General features: G+C 51.9%; 16 protein-coding genes. 10 read left to right on the top strand and 6 right to left on the bottom strand.

Annotated elements, in window-relative coordinates; translation table 11 throughout:
* Positions 1-262: 262 nt before the first annotated feature.
* A complete protein-coding gene (locus JWJ90_RS19920; RefSeq protein ID WP_205228981.1) occupies positions 263-940 on the bottom strand; it encodes an arginine N-succinyltransferase in 678 nt (225 codons plus the stop codon).
* A 360-nt stretch (positions 941-1,300) separates the two neighbouring features.
* Here JWJ90_RS19920 and JWJ90_RS19915 point away from each other — a divergent pair, with 360 nt between their 5' ends.
* The 7 genes from JWJ90_RS19915 to JWJ90_RS19885 all read left to right on the top strand — a co-directional run bounded on the left by JWJ90_RS19915 (position 1,301) and on the right by JWJ90_RS19885 (position 10,262).
* Positions 1,301-2,569 carry a M48 family metallopeptidase gene (locus JWJ90_RS19915; RefSeq protein WP_205228980.1) on the top strand — a complete coding sequence of 423 codons (1,269 nt, stop codon included), beginning with the start codon at positions 1,301-1,303 and terminating at the stop codon, positions 2,567-2,569.
* Positions 2,562-3,689: a DUF2786 domain-containing protein gene (locus JWJ90_RS19910; protein WP_205228979.1), complete on the top strand. Its 1,128-nt coding sequence runs from the start codon at positions 2,562-2,564 to the stop codon at positions 3,687-3,689. Before JWJ90_RS19915 ends, JWJ90_RS19910 begins: the two co-directional genes overlap by 8 nt.
* A gap of 151 nt (positions 3,690-3,840) precedes the next feature.
* Entirely contained in the window at positions 3,841-5,742 is a 1,902-nt protein-coding gene (speA, locus tag JWJ90_RS19905; RefSeq protein WP_205228978.1) for a biosynthetic arginine decarboxylase, read from the top strand.
* Between the two features lie 65 nt (positions 5,743-5,807).
* Positions 5,808-6,998: a saccharopine dehydrogenase family protein gene (locus tag JWJ90_RS19900; RefSeq protein ID WP_205228977.1), complete on the top strand. Its 1,191-nt coding sequence runs from the start codon at positions 5,808-5,810 to the stop codon at positions 6,996-6,998.
* Entirely contained in the window at positions 6,995-8,188 is a 1,194-nt protein-coding gene (gene nspC / locus JWJ90_RS19895; RefSeq protein ID WP_205228976.1) for a carboxynorspermidine decarboxylase, read from the top strand. Before JWJ90_RS19900 ends, nspC begins: the two co-directional genes overlap by 4 nt.
* A gap of 238 nt (positions 8,189-8,426) precedes the next feature.
* Positions 8,427-9,620, top strand: coding sequence for a M24 family metallopeptidase (locus JWJ90_RS19890; RefSeq protein ID WP_205228975.1), 1,194 nt, complete (start codon positions 8,427-8,429; stop codon positions 9,618-9,620).
* A 93-nt stretch (positions 9,621-9,713) separates the two neighbouring features.
* On the top strand, positions 9,714-10,262 hold the full coding sequence (locus tag JWJ90_RS19885) for a DUF4388 domain-containing protein (RefSeq protein WP_205228974.1): 549 nt from the start codon (positions 9,714-9,716) through the stop codon (positions 10,260-10,262).
* 363 nt (positions 10,263-10,625) lie between these two features.
* Here JWJ90_RS19885 and JWJ90_RS19880 read toward each other — a convergent pair whose 3' ends face one another.
* Complete coding sequence (locus JWJ90_RS19880) at positions 10,626-10,796, bottom strand: hypothetical protein (RefSeq protein WP_205228973.1); 171 nt, start codon at positions 10,794-10,796, stop codon at positions 10,626-10,628.
* Between the two features lie 148 nt (positions 10,797-10,944).
* Here JWJ90_RS19880 and JWJ90_RS19875 point away from each other — a divergent pair, with 148 nt between their 5' ends.
* Both JWJ90_RS19875 and JWJ90_RS19870 read left to right on the top strand, forming a co-directional pair.
* Positions 10,945-12,378 carry a pyridoxal phosphate-dependent decarboxylase family protein gene (locus JWJ90_RS19875; protein WP_205228972.1) on the top strand — a complete coding sequence of 478 codons (1,434 nt, stop codon included), beginning with the start codon at positions 10,945-10,947 and terminating at the stop codon, positions 12,376-12,378.
* A gap of 10 nt (positions 12,379-12,388) precedes the next feature.
* A complete protein-coding gene (locus JWJ90_RS19870; protein WP_205228971.1) occupies positions 12,389-13,210 on the top strand; it encodes a helix-turn-helix domain-containing protein in 822 nt (273 codons plus the stop codon).
* Positions 13,211-13,281: 71 nt separating this feature from the next.
* Here the strand turns inward: JWJ90_RS19870 and JWJ90_RS19865 are convergent, their stop codons facing one another.
* From JWJ90_RS19865 to tsaA, 3 genes are read right to left on the bottom strand one after another with little or no spacing between them, the layout of a single operon-like run.
* Positions 13,282-14,154, bottom strand: coding sequence for an MBL fold metallo-hydrolase (locus tag JWJ90_RS19865; RefSeq protein ID WP_205228970.1), 873 nt, complete (start codon positions 14,152-14,154; stop codon positions 13,282-13,284).
* Positions 14,105-14,551, bottom strand: a complete 447-nt coding sequence (locus tag JWJ90_RS19860; RefSeq protein WP_205228969.1) for a PaaI family thioesterase — start codon at positions 14,549-14,551, stop codon at positions 14,105-14,107. The genes JWJ90_RS19865 and JWJ90_RS19860 overlap by 50 nt, the downstream gene beginning before the upstream one ends.
* A 7-nt stretch (positions 14,552-14,558) precedes the next feature.
* Complete coding sequence (tsaA, locus tag JWJ90_RS19855) at positions 14,559-15,056, bottom strand: tRNA (N6-threonylcarbamoyladenosine(37)-N6)-methyltransferase TrmO (protein WP_205228968.1); 498 nt, start codon at positions 15,054-15,056, stop codon at positions 14,559-14,561.
* 837 nt (positions 15,057-15,893) lie between these two features.
* On the opposite strand from tsaA, the gene JWJ90_RS19850 reads away from it, so the two are divergent.
* Complete coding sequence (locus JWJ90_RS19850; protein ID WP_205228967.1) at positions 15,894-16,466, top strand: flavodoxin family protein; 573 nt, start codon at positions 15,894-15,896, stop codon at positions 16,464-16,466.
* 20 nt (positions 16,467-16,486) lie between these two features.
* Here the strand turns inward: JWJ90_RS19850 and JWJ90_RS19845 are convergent, their stop codons facing one another.
* Positions 16,487-17,005, bottom strand: coding sequence for a hypothetical protein (locus tag JWJ90_RS19845; RefSeq protein ID WP_205228966.1), 519 nt, complete (start codon positions 17,003-17,005; stop codon positions 16,487-16,489).
* Positions 17,006-17,397 lie beyond the last annotated feature (392 nt).

Raw genomic sequence — 17,397 nt, 5'->3', positions numbered from 1 at the left:
GCTCGTAATCTGCTACAACGAGAGAAAACCAAAATGAGTATCAAACAAAAACAATTCAGAGCAGCCTGCGACAATCGGTTTCTTGGTAGTGTGCTTGCTAGCTAAAAATTTCGTGCGCTTGCCCTGCGGCATCGTATTTTTGCATTGCCTGGTGAACGAAAGCGCTCTGCTTTGATTTTTGGGATAGAGCAACGAACATAAAGAAAGGTTGTGAATGGGGAGAGAAATGTAAGGATCTTTGCGGTCAGGAGCGACAAAGCCCTTATTCTCGCAACACCAGTCGCAAATGCCCCTCTTGAACATCAATAGCGGCCACGCCATCAGCAAAATTTTTCCAGAAGCCCGGATCAGTGCCAAAGGTTTCGATCAAATCTATGTTTTTCAGGCCACCCAACCAGGCATTGGGCAGGGGAACCCCCATGACGGAAATGCCCCGCAGAATAACAACTGGACGCTCCTGACGATAGGCCATTTCAGCACCGGCCCGCACTTTCAGAACTTTCCCCCCCATTACCGGAAAATCTGGATCAACCGGAATAAGCAGTTTCACGCTGACCAGATCCTGGGAAAAATCCACCACCATTCGTTGGCCCAGATTGGGATTTTGGCCGATCATGGCATTTATTTCCCGTTCGCTCAGTAAAATTTCATGGGAGGCGCCAACCTCGCTATAGACTTCGGGCGCCAGGTCGGCGCTGGATATTTGCGGTGGGGTTGGCCTTCGTGATGAGGAAGGGGCGCTTGCCTGTTCAAAACGCTCTAACTTGCTTTCCAATTGCTGTTGTTCCTGTGCATTGAGTTTTACCGGCGTGAAGGGCTGGGGAAAGAGCCAACTGCGGATAAGTATGAAGGCGACCAGCAGAGCCAGGACCATAGCCGTGAATATAATGGTAAACAGCTTGAAGGCGGACATGCGCTGTGGTTGAGGGGCTTGTTCCATGAGGTCGCACCAAGGTGAAGTTGTCAGGAAGGTGGGTAACGATTTGAAAAAGTGTACTGTTTTTCTGCAGAAAAATCTACAGCCGGAGGGAATAGAGCTGCAGGGGTTGTGTGTGCTGACAAAAACTGTCATACTTCTAAACTGAATCCGTGAGCATTCATCGGCGTGTCACAAACAATAAAACTGTCGTGCCGACAAACGCTCACGAATTCAGGATGCAGCCATTGTGCGCTTTCTCTCTTTGTGAACCCCGGAGTAAAGAAATTACGCCATGGGGATAAATGGCTTGCACCTTCGTCGAATCTTCGTTATGAGCATCGATCCCAATTTCTGGGCAATGCATTTCACCTCGGATCTTCTATGACTGGTACACCTTATCTTATTTTTATTCTGACTGTTCTTCTACTTGGCTTCCTGCTGGACCTGGTCGTTTCATTTTTGAATTTGCGTTGTCTCTCCCCTGAGCTGCCCGCAGAGTTTACAGATGTCTTCGATGCAAGCGAATATGCGCGTTCCCAGGAATACACGCGGGTAAACACCCGTTTTTCATTGGTGCAGTCGAGCTATAGCCTGGTACTTACCCTCGGGTTTATTCTCTTAGGTGGATTTAATTGGGTCGATCAACTGGCCAGAAGCCTGGGCTGGGGGGAGATTCTGACCGGCTTGGTTTTTACCGGACTGATTGGCTTGATCAGCTCTCTGGTACAACTTCCGTTTTCCATCTATTCGACCTTTATTTTGGAAGAACGGTTTGGTTTTAACACCACGACCTGGAAAACTTTTGTTGTGGATCAAATGAAGGCAATACTGCTTGTAGTGTTACTTGGGGGGCCGTTGTTGGCCGCGATCCTTTGGTTTTTTATGAGCTGCGGTCAGTTTGCCTGGCTGTATTGCTGGCTGGCGTCAGTGGTATTTATTGTAGTGATGCAGTTCCTGGCTCCGGTGGTGATTATGCCTTTGTTTAATACCTTCGAGCCCCTTGCGGAAGGAACGCTCAAAACAAAGATTACCGATTATGCCCGGCGGCAGCGGTTTGCCCTTCAGGGCATTTACACCATGGATGGATCAAAACGCTCCAACCGGGCCAATGCCTTTTTTACCGGGTTTGGTCGTTTCCGCCGGATTGTTTTTTTTGATACCCTTATGAGCAAGCTTGAGGAAAATGAACTGCTTGCAGTCCTGGCCCATGAGATGGGGCATTACAAGCTGCGCCATATTCCAACCATGATGGTGCTTTCTGTTTTGCAGACCGGACTGATGTTTTACATCCTTTCGCTTTTCTTAGGGAATCAGGGCTTATTTGCTGCCTTTGGCATGGAGCATGTTTCCGTATACGCTTCTCTGATTTTTTTCGGTTTTCTCTACACACCTATTTCTTTGGTACTGGGAATCTTTTTTCACATGTTTTCCAGACGTAACGAATACCAGGCCGATGCCTATGCAGCCCAGACTTTGCAGGGTGAATGTGGCAATGAGTCGCTTATCAGTGGGCTGAAAAAACTCAGCGTTTCCAATTTAAGCAACCTGACGCCGCATCCGCTAAATGTCTTTCTCAACTACTCGCATCCGCCTGTGCTTGCGCGTATTGATGCCCTTCGTCAGAAACAAACTTCGAATTGCCATGACTGAGACCACTATCATTGAAGACCGGCTCCATTCGGCCTGGCTCAGCCAGTTGATTCGGGAGCATCAGAATATCTGTTATCAGTATAGACTCGAACTCAGGGAACCTGTTTTTCGTATCAGCAGGAGCCGTCGGCAGCTTGGAAGTTGGTCTGCGAAGGAGCGTCTCTTAACGCTGAGCCATTTTCTCATTGTTGAGCATCCCTGGGCCTTGACGATTCAAGTGCTCAAGCATGAAATGGCCCACCAACTTTGCAGCGAATGCTTCGGTGTTAATGAGGCCGGGCATGGTGAGCTTTTCAGACGGGCCTGCCACCAGTTGGGACTGGACGAGTCTTTTCAACGTGCCGGGGCGGATTTAAGTGCGCACTTCTCAGAGCACCAGGCACTGCGTGGTGCCACGGCCCCCGGGCGAAGGATTATAGAAAAGGTGCGCAAGCTGCTGGCGCTGGGCGATTCCGACAACGAGCATGAGGCGGCCTTGGCCATGCAGAGGGCCTGTGAGCTGTTGGAGCGGCACCAGCTTGATCTTGGAAGTCTTGCCCAGGAGCAGCAGCTGATTCACCGCAGCATCAATACCGGCAAGCAAAAGCTTCCAGCCCATCGCAAGGTCATTTGCACACTTTTGGGAGACCATTTTGGAGTGCGGGTGATCTGCGGCTCCACCTATCTGCCCGGACAGGACTGTGTCGTCAAAACAATAGAGCTCCTTGGGCCGGAAGAGAATGTGGCCATTGCCGAACACTGTTATCATTTTTTGGAAAATCGGTTGGAAATGTTGTGGCAGCAGAACCGGCACCGATTCGCCGGTGGTGGCCTGCGCGCCCGCAACAGTTATTTCCTTGGCATTCTGGCTGGGTTTCGTCAACAGTTGGAGGAGCAGCGCAGGCAGGAAGTTTTTGCAGCCACTGCTGAACCCTCATCGGGGCTCCTTCCGGTTGAACAGGCAGAACAACGACTGGAGGATTTTGTTGGCTGGCGTTTCCCTCGCTTGTGCCGAAGAAAGGCAAGGCCAAGACAGATGCATGGAGCCGCCTATCAACAGGCGGTGACCACCGGGCGGAAGTTGCAGCTTCGTCGGCCAGTGGAAGCAAGCCAGGAAGCAAAACTGCTTGGAGAAAGCTGAAAGGAATTTTTCCGTTTGGTCTGTTTGTGGTGTTTACCTGAATTGGTGAGGGTGGGTGGAATGCTTACGAATTCAGAGGAAAATAAAATTTGTCGTTGCGATTTGTTACAGAACTGGAGCCTGTTGGAGGGGTACGTAGGTGAGTTACGCCATGGAACGTTGGAATATCAATAAATCATCTGATCTCTACGGTGTCACGGAGTGGTCCGGCGGTTATTTTTTTGTGGCTGAAAACGGTGATCTGATGGTGGCACCTGCCTCCGGTGAGACCGAGCGGGCGGTCTCCATTGCCGAGGTCTCGCGAGGTATGCGGGATCGGGGGTTTGACATGCCGGTACTGCTGCGTATTGAAAATATCCTTGATTCCCAGATCACCCTGCTCAACGAGACCTTTTGCGATGCCATGAGCGAACTGGGATACAAGGGTTCGTTTATGGGGGCCTATCCCATTAAGGTGAATCAGCAGCAGCAGGTGGTTGAGAAAATCGCCCAGTTTGGATCCCGGTATCACCATGGCCTGGAGGCTGGCTCCAAGGCAGAGCTGATTGCCGCCATGGGCATGATGCGGGATAAGAAGGCCGTTCTGATCTGCAACGGCTATAAGGACGAGGAGTTCATCGATCTGGGGCTCTATGCCACCAAAATTGGCTACACCTGTATCCTTGTGGTGGAAATGCCCGATGAGCTGCCTTTGATCATTGAGCGCTCTAAAAAACTCAAAGCCCGACCTATCCTTGGCATCCGCATCAAGCTTTCAGCCCAGGCCGGGGGGCATTGGGCAGAATCCGGTGGTGAGCGCTCGATTTTTGGGCTGAATACCAGCCAGGTTATCCATGCAGTGGATATGCTCAAAGAGGCGGGGATGCTGGATTGCCTCAAGCTGGTCCATTATCACCTGGGGTCCCAGATCTCCAATATCCGTGAAATCCGTACTGCGGTCAACGAGGCCTGTCGGGTCTATGCCGGGCTTGCCAAAGAAGGGGCTGCTGTTGAATATCTCGATCTTGGCGGTGGCCTGGCGGTCGATTATGACGGATCACAGTCCAACTTTCTCTCCAGCCGTAACTATACCCTCAAGGAATATTGCACCGATATTGTCGAAGCGGTCATGACCTCGCTGGAGGATGCCAATATTCCCGCACCAGTGATCATCACGGAGTCGGGCCGGGCACTGGTGGCCTATTATTCGATATTGCTGTTCAATATTTTAGATGTCACCCGTTTTGAACCGGATCCGCTTCCGGATACCCTGCCCGAGGATTGCCCGCCCCAGCTTGAGTACATGCATCAGGCGCTCAAGGATCTGACCATTCGCAACATTCAAGAGGTGTTTAACGACACTATCTTTTATCGTGATGAAACCAGACGGCTTTTTCAGACCGGCAAGATCACTCTGCGGGAGCGCTCCCTGGCAGAGCGCCTCTTCTGGACCACTATCAACAGGATTAGCCGTCTTGCTAAAGATCTGCGTAACCCCGGCGCCGAACTCTCTGATCTGGATCGAATCCTCTCGGATTTTTATTACTGCAACTTTTCCGTGTTTCAGAGTCTGCCCGACTCCTGGGCCATTGAACAGCTCTTTCCTATCATGCCGATTCATCGACTGGATGAAGAGCCTACCCGCAAGGGGATACTTGCCGATATTACCTGTGACTGTGACGGCAAGATCGATCAGTTCATCGACAAGCGCGGAGTAAAGCATTATCTCCCCCTGCACGAGTTGAAACCCTATGAGGAGTACATCCTGGGGGCTTTTCTGGTGGGCGCCTACCAGGAAACACTGGGCGATCTGCATAACCTCCTGGGCGACACTAATATCGTCACCATTCGCATCAAAGAGCAGGGGGAATTCGAGTTCGTCAACGAGCAGGAGGGGGATACCGTTGCCGAGGTGCTCTCCTATGTGCAGTACGATCCTAAACGTCTCTTTGTGCGCTTTCGAGAAACTGCGGAGCAGGCGGTGCGTGAAGGGAAGATCAGCCCCCAGGAGCGGCGCGAGGTGGTCAGTGTCTATGAGGCTGGTCTGCGTGGCTATACCTACTTTGAACGCTAAACTGCATCTGTGACGGCGGCTGGTTACTGAACAACGTATCCTATATTTTTTGAAGGAGGATCTTCATGTCCCATGTTCTTATCATCGGTGCCGGCGGTGTCGGCTCTGTTGTTGTCCATAAGTGTGCTCAGATCGCAGAGGTTTTCTCTAAAATCACCCTGGCGAGCCGGACCCTGGCCAAGTGCGAGGCCATTGCCGCCTCGGTCAAGGAGCGGACCGGAGTGATTGTGGATGTCGCCCAGGTGGATGCCGATAATGTGCATGAGACCGTGACCTTCTTGAGAGCGATCAAACCGGACCTGGTACTCAACGTTGCCCTGCCATATCAAGATCTCCCCCTGATGGATGCCTGCCTGGAGGCGGGTGTCGACTATCTGGATACGGCCAATTACGAGCCGCCGGATGAGGCCAAGTTTGAGTACAAATGGCAGTGGGCCTACCGGGAGCGTTTTGAAAAGGCGGGGCTCATGGCCCTGCTCGGTTCCGGTTTTGATCCGGGCGTGACCAACGTCTACTGCGCCTATGCCCAGAAACACTATTTTGATGAGATCCATACCCTGGATATCATCGATTGTAATGCCGGAGATCATGGGCAGCATTTTGCCACCAACTTCAATCCGGAGATCAATATCCGTGAAATCACCCAGCGTGGACGTTACTGGGAGCACGGTGAATGGGTGGAGACCGATCCGCTCGCCTGGTCCATGAGCTATGACTTTCCCGAGGGGATTGGCTCCAAGAAATGTTTCCTCATGTATCATGAAGAGCTGGAATCTCTGGTGCAGAATCTGAAAGGCCTCAAGCGGGCCCGTTTTTGGATGACCTTTTCCGAGCAGTATCTGACCCATCTGCGAGTCCTTGAGAACGTGGGCATGACCCGCATCGATCCGGTCCAGTATAAGGGGGCCGAGATCGTGCCCATTAAGTTTCTCAAGGCTGTTTTGCCTGAGCCAGCCTCGCTTGGCCCGCTGACCAAGGGACGAACCTGCATCGGCTGTCTGATGAAGGGGGTGAAAGACGGCAAGGAAAAACAAATTTATATCTATAACATCTGTAGCCATGAAGCAGCCTACAACGAGGTTGGCTCTCAGGCGATCAGTTATACCACCGGAGTGCCTGCCATGATTGGCGCCAAGATGATGCTCCAGGGGCTGTGGAAAGAACAAGGTGTCTGGAACATGGAAGAGTTTGATCCGGATCCCTTTATGGAAGATCTCAACCGGCACGGACTCCCCTGGGTTGTGGTAGAACTGTGAGCGTAACGGATCTCCAACGTTTCGATGGCCGGAGTCACTATCGTTTTGATCCAGCCTCTATTGATACACCTGCCTTTGTGGTGGACGAGGGGCTGCTTGCCGATAACCTGGCTCTTTTGGGGCAGGTCAAAGAGGCTACCGGCTGCAAAATTCTGTTGGCGCTCAAGTGTTTTGCCATGCATGCGGTTTTCCCGCTGCTAAAGAGAACCCTTGACGGTGTCTGCTGCAGCTCACCCCATGAGGCGAGACTGGGCAGGGAAGAGTTCGGTCGCGAGGTCCACAGCTTTGCTGCGGCCTACTCCGAGGACGATATCAGAGAACTGGCCACTACCAGTGATCATCTGGTGTTCAATTCCTTGAATCAGTGGCAGCGTTTTCGCCCTCTGGCAGAGGCTACGGCCGCCCAGGCAGGGCGCAGACTGGAGTTCGGCCTGCGCATCAACCCGGAACATTCGGAAGGGGCGACGCCCATCTATGATCCCTGTGCTCCGGGCTCTCGTTTGGGGATTCGTCGGGCAGATTTTCACCCTGAGCTACTTGCTGGCATCAGCGGTCTGCACTGGCACAACCTCTGCGAGCAGGATGCGGACTGTCTGCAGCGCACTGTGGCTGCGGTGGAGGCCGCATGGGGCGATGTGCTTGGCCAAGTGCAGTATGTGAATTTTGGGGGAGGGCATCACATTACCCGTCCTGGCTATAATCTTGATTTGCTTGTTGAGGTTATTGCACAATTCCAGGAAAAATGGCAGGTGCAGGTCTACCTCGAGCCGGGTGAGGCCGTGGCCCTGAATAGCGGTTATTTGGTGGCAAGCGTCTTGGATGTGGTGGCGGCGGATATGCCGGTGGCCATTATCGATGGTTCTGTACCTGCGCATATGCCCGATGTACTGGAAATGCCCTACCGGCCGCATATTGTTGGGGCGGGTGAACCGGGGGAGAAAAACTGGACCTGCCGCATCGGCGGTCTCTCGTGCCTGGCTGGCGATGTGGCAGGGGAATACTCCTTTGACCGGCCGCTGATACCCGGCGATACGCTCGTTTTTACCGATATGGCGATTTATACCATGGTGAAAACCAACACCTTTAACGGGGTCCAGTTGCCTGCAATCATGACCTATCAGCCAGAGAGCGGCAACTGTACTCTGGTACGTAGCTTCGGTTATCAGGATTTTAAAAACCGTCTCTCCTGATTCAGGACCGTTTTAGAGGGATAGAAGTTGTTGCCCTGCGGTGGAAACTCCCTCTCTTTCATTGACAGATTCCAGGAGGCCGACTAGTTTCTTTGAGTGCCTTTGCAAGGTAACTCCTTGTTTTGTCAGTTAATGACACTCCCCCTCCGCTGTGGGGAGAGAGGTGACAGAGCTCCAAGGTGCTTGATTCAGCGGGGCAGTGGAGCACAACCAACCCTATCAGGAAGGAGCGATATTCATGCAAGAGATGCGCTATACCCCCAAATCTGAGATTGATGCACGCATCGCGCTTTTCCAGACGATCATTGATCAGTTAGACCTCGACGGTGCCCTGATTATCCACCATACTAACCTGTTCTACTTCAGCGGGACCTCCCAGTCCGGCCATCTTTTTATCCCGCGCACGGGCAAGCCGTTGCTGATGGTGCGCAAGAGCTATCCCCGCGCCTGCGCGGAGTCGCCCCTTGAGGATATCCTTGATGTCAAGAGCCTGAAGGCAATCCCTGATCTGCTCAAAGAACAAGGATACAGCCTGGAGAACATTGGGCTTGAGCTGGACATCATTCCCTACAATACCTGGAAGTTTTACGATAAGGTTTTTGAAGAGACCAGCTTCTCGGATATTTCCGACAGCGTCAAACGGATCCGGACCACAAAATCTGCGTACGAGTTGGAGTTGATGCTCCACTCCTGCTCGGTGCTTGATTCGGTTTTTGCCGAGGTTCCCGGTTGGTTGCGTGAGGGGATGAGCGAAATCGAGCTGGCGAGCCTGTTTGAGGCTAGCCTGCGGAGGGGTGGCTACAGCGGATGCTCAAAGATGCGTGCCTTTAATCAGGATTTTTTCATGGGCAATGTCAACACCGGCGCAAGCGGTGCTGCCCCGACCTACTTTGATGGGCCGGTTGGGGGGGCTGGATTGACGCCGGCCAACAATCCTCACGGCGCTGGCTGGAAAACCATTGGGCGAGATGAAATCATCTATATTGATTATACCTGTGTCGTTAATGGGTACACAGCCGATTGCGCCCGTATGTTTGTCATGGGGGATGTCTCAGCGCAACTGCATCAGGCCCATGCTGCGTCCCTGAAAATTCAAGAGGAACTGGTGGCGATGATGCGTCCGGGGATGCTCTGCGAAGAGGTATATGCGCACTCATTGGCTGTCGCTGAAGAGATGGGGCTGGCGGAACATTATATGGGCATGGGCAACGATAGGGTTCGTTTTGTCGGGCATGGTGTCGGCCTGGAGTTGGACGAGTTTCCCATTTTTGCCAAAGGAGTGAAGATGCCCCTGGCCGCGGGTATGACCTTTGCTCTGGAGCCAAAATTTGTTTTTGCAGAAGGGGCTATCGGCACGGAGAATACCTTTGTCTTAAGTGAGGACGGTCCGCAGCGGTTGACCCAGGGGACAGAGGTGATCACTCAAATATAAATACTGGCCAGAGCCCTTGACATTCCTCAGGAACATGTAAAAGTAGATACATATGCTGTATGTTATTTCTTTTGCCTATGGAGAATTTATCTCATGTCTGTTGGTTTTAGTCAGACGTCAAACACTGATTCCGGCAAAAATATGGATTCGATAGGGTTTCAGGGCAATATTGCCGCCGTGAGCCTGGATAATATTTTTCAGCTCATCGATTTTGCTTCCTTAACCGGCAAGCTGATCGTGCAGGCCCAGAATAATGACGGGAATTTCTATTTCTCGGCAGGGATCTTTGTCCATGGCACCCTGCGGGTCAATCCTCACCGCATTGGTGCGCTTCTTTTGGAAAATTCGGTGATCACCACAGCCCAGCTGGAAGAATGCCTTCAACTCCATGAGCAGAGCTCGCCGCCCCAACCACTTGGTCAGTTTCTGGTGGAAAAGGGGTATGTGGACCCCCAATATCTGGACGAGTCGCTGGGACAACAGGTCAAGCGAGCCTTTTACGAATCTCTTGCCTGGCAGGAAGGAACCTTTGCTTTTTATCCAGGCGAGGATCCCATTGGTGCAGTCAACCAGATCCAGGAGCGCATCGATCATCTCTTGCTGGAGGGGATGATCTATCTTGATAATCTCAATAGACCCTGAATATGTAGGTATCTTGCCTGTTTTTTTTATAAATTATTTTATTGTGATTTTTTTTCATGCTTTTTCTTTCGAGGAATTCAACCGAATAATCCCACCTTATCAGCCTTCCTCTTGGTGTAAGTTACTCATTTGGGCCAATTTCTATTCGATTATCCGTCCTCCCTGTAGTATATGAGCAATCGCTTTTGCACGTTTTTCAGAATTTTCGCTGCTCAGGGGGACGAAATCGTCTGCAGCCTCTTTTCCGGGAAACGGCCTTGCAAAAACGCCAGAAGTAGATAGTTTTCCACCCGGCGGTTGATCTCCTCGCGCCGGGGTGCTTTCAGGTTGCGTTATTTTGAATTGTGATGGCATCGTAAAAAGTCAAACATCTTCAAGCTCCACGGCGCAGAAAAGCTGTGCCGGGAAGCTGAACGGGTTGCCCTTGAGTCGTTTATCAAGAACACCGCTTGTGATGGCTTTGTACTCCTCCCCGACCATGGAACCTTTAGAGAAACAGCCGGAAATACAGGACAGTGCATGATCATTTTTCATGGCACCAGTTGAGACAAAAAGGCTTGGTCTTCCCCAAAGGTACCGAGGTCCAAGTTGGACAAAACGCTTTGCGATGCAAAGAAGATCGCCTGTGCCAAACTGCGCAGGTGGCAAAGGGCACTGATCACAGGGAGCATTCACGGGACGAATGAAGCAGGAAAAAATCTTCGAGCGGTTATTGCAGGTGCTCGCTCGTTACACTCAGGAACGGGAGTCCGGCAACTTTGTCGACTATCTGGAACCGGAGCTGTTGCGGCAGCGGTTGCATCTCGAACAACAGGGACAACAGGGCGATTGGGACGCGCTTTTTGATTGGGTCGAGCAATATCTTGCCTACGCGGTCAAAACAAACCATCCGGGTTATGTCAATCGCATGTGGGCCGGAGCCAATCCGCCTTCCATCATTGGGGAAATGGTCGCAGCCATAACAAATACCTCGGCCTGCACCTACGAGACCGCGCCGGTCTCCACGTTGATGGAAAAATACATGTTGCAGACCATGCTGGATCTGGTTGGTTTTAACAACGGCAGCGGCCAGATGACCACCGGTTCATCCAATGCCAACATGATTGCCATGATGGCCGCACGCAATACCCTCTCGGGCGATATTAAAAACAAAGGTCTCTTTGGCCGGCCGGAACTCTTTGGCTTTGTGAATGCCGATGCCCATTACTCAATGGACAGGGCTGCCAATATTCTTGGCCTGGGTGCCGAGCATCTGATCAAGATTCCGGTTGATGAGCATGGACGCATGCGCGTTGAGGTTCTTGAGCAGGAGATAGAGCGGGTGGTGGCTGATGGCGGCATTCCCTTTTGGGTCGCGGCCACTGCCGGAACCACAGTTCGGGGCGCCTATGATCAAATTGAGCCGCTCATAACGCTTCGTGATCGATACCGGTTCTGGCTACATGTGGATGGTGCCTGGGGCGGGGCTGTGATCTTTAGCGAAACCCTGCGCCAGCAGTTTCTGCCCTTGCTTGAACAGGCGGATTCTTTCACCCTGGATTTTCACAAGATGCTGGGCACGGCACTGATGTGTAATGTGCTTTTGTTCAATCGGCGCCCGTACGTGTTGCGAGAGGTGTGTAGCGCCGGTGATGAGAGTTATATTTTTCGTGAAGGCGATGACGGCGAGGTCCGGGATCTGGGAACCATGTCGTTGCAGTGTGGGCGGCGGGTGGATAGCCTGAAATGGTTTCTTGACTGGAAATTCTATGGTCAGGCCGGTTTGGCTGCCCGGGTGGAAAAATATCTGGAATTGTGTCATTATGCAGAAGAGCAGATTGCACAGTCCGATGATTTGGAGCTAGTGGTACCCAGAGAGTCGTTTAATCTCTGTTTTCGCTTCCGGCCACCGCAGGGGGGAGAACTCGCTGCCTTTACCACCGCCTTGCGTAATCGGTTGCACCGCAGCGGGCAAACCCTGGTTGGCACGGGGCTGGTCAATGGTGAACTGGTCATGCGTCTGCTGATTACCAATGTCAATGTCGATAAACCCGAAATCGACGCATTCTTTCGGGCGGTAATCTCCACCGGCCGCGCAATGCTGGCCGAAGGGAGCGGTCTGGAGAGTACGCACTAACGAGGTAGGCATGAGCGACAGCGAATATGTGGTTACACAGAAGGAGGCCGCAGAATTTTTAAAGGTCTCCACCAAATCCATCAGCCGATACCGCAAGCGGGGGCTCCCGTTTAAATTGATCCTCAACCCAAGTACCGGAAAGCAGGAGGTCCGTTTTCGATATGCCGATCTGGAGCGTTGGGATGAAGGGCGGCAACTTCTGTCTACCTATGCGCGTGATGCTGAAACAACCAGCCAGGCGGCAGCGCCGCGTGCGCAAAGTTCAGTCCCGATGACGCAGCCCGATATTATTGAGAATTATCTTGGTGACCTGCTTTCCGCCTATAAGGACCAGATTGAACTGTTAAAAGAGCAACTTGAGGATATGCGGGTGCAGCTCTCCCGCCGTGATCGCCAGATTGATGATCTGATGCGGTTGATGGTCGGCTTGCAGCTTGAATATAATCCCATGCCTTCAGAGAACACTTCTGTTGCCTCTAGCCCGCAAGTGCAGGAAGAGTGTGGTGATGTGCCTGAGATGGAGGTTCGCAGTGACGGCATGTATGAAGTGATGGATATGCCGGAGGTTGCGCCTTCTGTTATCGCCAACTCGGCGGAGCTGGAAGCCGAGGTTGAGCGGACAACCGCACCAGAGGGGAACAAAAAAATATATTCGCAGGAAGAACTCTCCCGCTCCATTCAGCGACTTCGCGCCAAAGGAAAAAGTTTTGAAGAGATCGCTCACGGGTTGAATCAGATCAATGTAGCCACCTTGTCAGGAAGGATTCAGTGGAGCGTACATGAGGTGCAGCAGTTGTTGCCGCCGCTTGTTGAGTCGCCGGGCAGGTTTTGAAATTTTTTTAATTCGTTGTAATTCCTGAGACAAAGAGGGCCAGGCAGATTTTCTGCCTGGCTTTTTTGGTTTCAGGCAACCATGGGGGGCGTTGCTGTAAAGCTGAGTCTCATGCCAGCCATGCCTTGACGACAGCATTTGCCTAGCCCCTGCTGGAGCACTTTCATGGCTTCTGGGCCAGTGCAGTGGCAGGGGATGAGCTGATCGGGAGCGAATTCGCGCAGGGCCTCAACTGTTTTTTGGAGACGGATGTTGTCGGCGCTTGCCAGATGAAAACCGCCAATGATGGCGCGTATGCGTTGCCCGGGATTTTGTGTTTGAATATGCCGTAAGGTATTGACCAGTCCTGAATGGGCGCAACCAACACAGACAATCAATCCTGATTCGGTCGCTATCCAGAGGGCCATGTCATCGTCTATTGGGTCGGGTCGTTGTCCGGCCTGATCGAGAAAGAAAGGCCCCCCGGTATCTTCGTAGTCGGTATGCCGGATAATGGGACCGGTGAGGCCTATGCCGGGGGCGATCATGAGCGGTTGCTGGACCCAGTGGAGTTGTTCCTGGGGGAAGCGATCAAGTGCGGACATGACGGAGCGTGGCATTTGGAGCGATTTAACCTCCGGGCCGCGAACAGCATACCGGGGATAGACAGCCGCAGGGTGGCAGTACAGGTCAAAGGAATGCGTCAAACTCAATAAGGCGGCTAGTCCGCCGGTGTGGTCGTAATGACCGTGACTGAGGATGACCGTATCCGCTTTGTTGAGATCAACGTGTAACGAGGCTGCATTGTCCAACAGCAGTCCGCTTTGACCGGTATCAAAGAGTATTTGCTTATCACCGGTATCGATCCAGAGAGCAAAGCCGTGTTCGGTTTTCAGGCCTCCTCCTGCCTGGTTGTCAACAAGAATGGTTATTCTGATTTGCCGGGATTTTGTCGATGTTGTCATGGCAACCTCGTCGCATAAATTTTCCCTCGGCTTTGGCCATAAGTTGTCCGTCGCATCGCAGTTCGGCCCGCAATTGATAGAGCGGCGGGCAGGTGAAAAGCAGCCTGGCCCGAAGTTCCAGAGGCACCTCACAGGATACGGGTTGGAGAAAGCGAACCCGTAAATCCCCAGTGACGGCCTGTATGGATTGGTGAAACAAACAGTGGGTCATGGCGGCGTCCAGAAGAGAACATATGACGCCTCCATGGACAAGGTCATCGTAGCCCTGAAGGTCTTTGCTGGCGATAAAGGTGGAGACAACCTCGCCCTCCCTTCCTGGGGTGAAGCACAGATTCCACGAGTGCGGATGATAGGCCCCACAGAGCAGACAGTGGTCGTGACCGTTTGAATCGTGCATAGTGGTGTTATTTGTTTGCTTCGTATTCCCGCAGGCCAAGTTTTTGGGCTGTCGCCTCATCGACCTCATCCTGCCAGCCGTTACGGGTGTTTTCGATAAGGTCGAATTTTGCGCAATACGGTTTGACATCCAACAGTGGGGTGCCATCGAGAATATCCACACTGTCAAGCAGCAGGGTAGAGCCTTCAATGCCAACCAGCTCGACGATGCTCAGGCCGATAGCGTTGGGGCGGCAGGGGGCGCGAGTGGAAAAAACACCGCGGGGAATATCCTGAAGAAAGGGTTTGACAATGAGTTGTGGCTCTGGTGCCTGGTTGAGGTGCGTGACAAGGTAGAGGTGGGAAAAACCTGCCAGGTCTTGAAGTCCCTTGGTGAACTCCGGAAATATCTCAACTGTGCCTCGGCACCCTTTGGCATAGGTTGGTTGAATGGGGGTTTCTTTGGCAACGGTATGTTCGCTGTGAATGATACCAATGGGAGAAAAAGAAATCGTAGATTGGGTCATGAGGTTCCTGTCGGGCAACTGAGCTGCCGTGATTTAAATGAAAGGAGAATCAAACTTTGTGGGGGAATCCACCCGCTGTCACGAATTCAGGGATAACTAAAGCAAACACAGTACCAATGGAAAGGTGAAGTGTCGAAGGGAAAATTTACTTGTTTTTACAAGGAGTTTTCTTGAATGGTAGCTATGTCCTTTAGGAAAGAGTTGCGCTTTGGCGACTGAATAAGGCGCGGTGGGAGTGCGACATAGCGACTCTCTCTGCGCTCTTTGCGCAACAGCCTCACTGCCGCCGCCATTGTAAGCAGGGATAGGGCCGCTAAAAAAGGAAAGTGAAGAAGCGAACAACTGGTATGCGCGGGATACGCACCTGGTTCGTGCGTTCAGGGATGAATAAGTGGGTAAAAGTGTGCAAAAAGGGCGGATTGTACTTTGAGTGGGCTTGTATGGATGTTCCTCAAGCGTATTTTTGATTTTTGCCGAATTAACGGCTCGTTGCTTTTATGATGAATAGGCGTTGGTTATTATTCTCTGGAAAATTATTTGCCTTGTTCGTACAATGCCAGCGGCCTGATCCGCAGTGGTAAAAATGGAGAGAAGTATATATTTCCACTATCTTACTGCTCCTTCCTGCCAAGATCCTTTTGTGGCAGGTGATTTTCAGGTTTCTGACCCGTTACGGTGCGAACACATTTCATAGGTGCCCTCGTCGGAATCACTGTCAATGAACGTCATTCTGGCCATCGGCAATGCATCAAGAGCGGGGGAGAGTGAACATAGAAAACGTTGCCTTTGCTGTCTTCGCTAGAGGTGGCGTCCTCCTCCATCACAAAGGAGAACTTTTTGAAAATTCTAAATATTATCGGTAGTCCCAGGAAGAACGGAACCAGCAGCCGTATAGCCAACGCCTTTACCGAAACAGCCGCAGCCTACGGGGCAAGCGTGAGCGATTACCCGCTGAACACCATGCAGTACCGTGGCTGCCAGGGATGTGAAGGTTGTCATACCCGCTCCGAGCGTTGTGTGCTTCTCGATGATGTGACCCAGCTCTTGGAAGAGATGTACAGTGCGGATGTGGTCGTGTTCTCTTCCCCCATTTATTTTGGTGATACCTGTGGTCAGTTTAAGCTGTTTTATGATCGCATGTATTCCCTTATCAACACCGATCAGGCCAATGATGCGGACAACAGCAGCCGTTTGCCTCCGGGGAAGGTGGCTGTTCTTATTTTGGCCCATGTTGAGCGTGCGGGCGTGTACAACGATGTGCAGGAACGCTATACCGACTATTTGGAGATTTACGGTTTTGAGGTGCATTCAATTATTGCCGGTGGTCTGCCTCTGCAGTCCAATTCCGATATTGATGAGCATCTTGAAGTGGCCAGCCAGCTCGCCCGTGAATTGAGTCGCGCTGAATAGCCCCTTTGTCCCTGGCATTTTCAGCCTGAGAGTTTTTCCTCAATGCACGCTGATACGTCTGCCGCATAGGTGCAGACCGCGCCGCTGTAACGGGCAAAGGTGAGCAGCCTGGCTTGCAGATCTGCGCACTGGGGGGCGTTGAGTACTTTTTGGGCGCGTAATGCCAGAAGCAGCATGAGCGTATTGTAATGCGGATGCTGCCTGGCCCTTGCCTTTCGTAGCAATCCGCCATCGTCTGAAAAAAGCGGCAGACCCTGCTTCATTGCAGTTTCTAAAAGTGCGGCATCTGTGCTTTGGGCATCCGTTGCCTGAATCAGGTGCATTCCTGAGGGGTGCGAGCCAAATTCTGTCACCACCCCGGGAATAAGAAAAAAACGAAGGTGCTTGCTGGCAAGTGCATTCAGTTCGAGGCGCTCCAGGTAAATGAGCGTCGAAGTGTCAACAATACCGGTACGCAGCTGTAGCAGTTCGCTGTACGCACGCTGGAAGGATTGAGCGGAGCAGGGGCGCAATTTTTCCAAAGTTTTTTGTGCTTGCATCAGCAGTATGGGGTGAGCATTTTTTTTTGTGTAACCTTCCGCAGGGCCAATAACGAGAGTTTTCCCTTCTTTTCAAGAAGGTCAACGTTTTTATCCGCCTTGTTCAAGGCTTTCTAGACAATATCCTGAATCCGTGAGCATTCATCGGTGCGGCAGGTGAAGCTGAACAATGCATGGATTTGTTTAAAAAACTTTGTCTCATCACAAGAATATGTTGTTCAGTGCCCACCCGCCGTCACGGATTCAGGAATATCTTATCTTTGGGGATCACATCACTCGCTGCCGAGTACCAAGGCTGATCTCATTTCATAATCTCGCGTGTACAGCGAGAAATAATTACATACACTACATCATCGATGCTCATTTTTGAGTTCCATCGCTTGATCATAGAA

The sequence above is a fragment of the Desulfobulbus rhabdoformis genome (genome assembly GCF_016919065.1).
Taxonomy (GTDB): Bacteria; Desulfobacterota; Desulfobulbia; order Desulfobulbales; family Desulfobulbaceae; genus Desulfobulbus; species Desulfobulbus rhabdoformis.
Note: the sequence above shows the minus strand (reverse complement) of the source record. Positions and strands in the feature narration are given on the sequence as shown.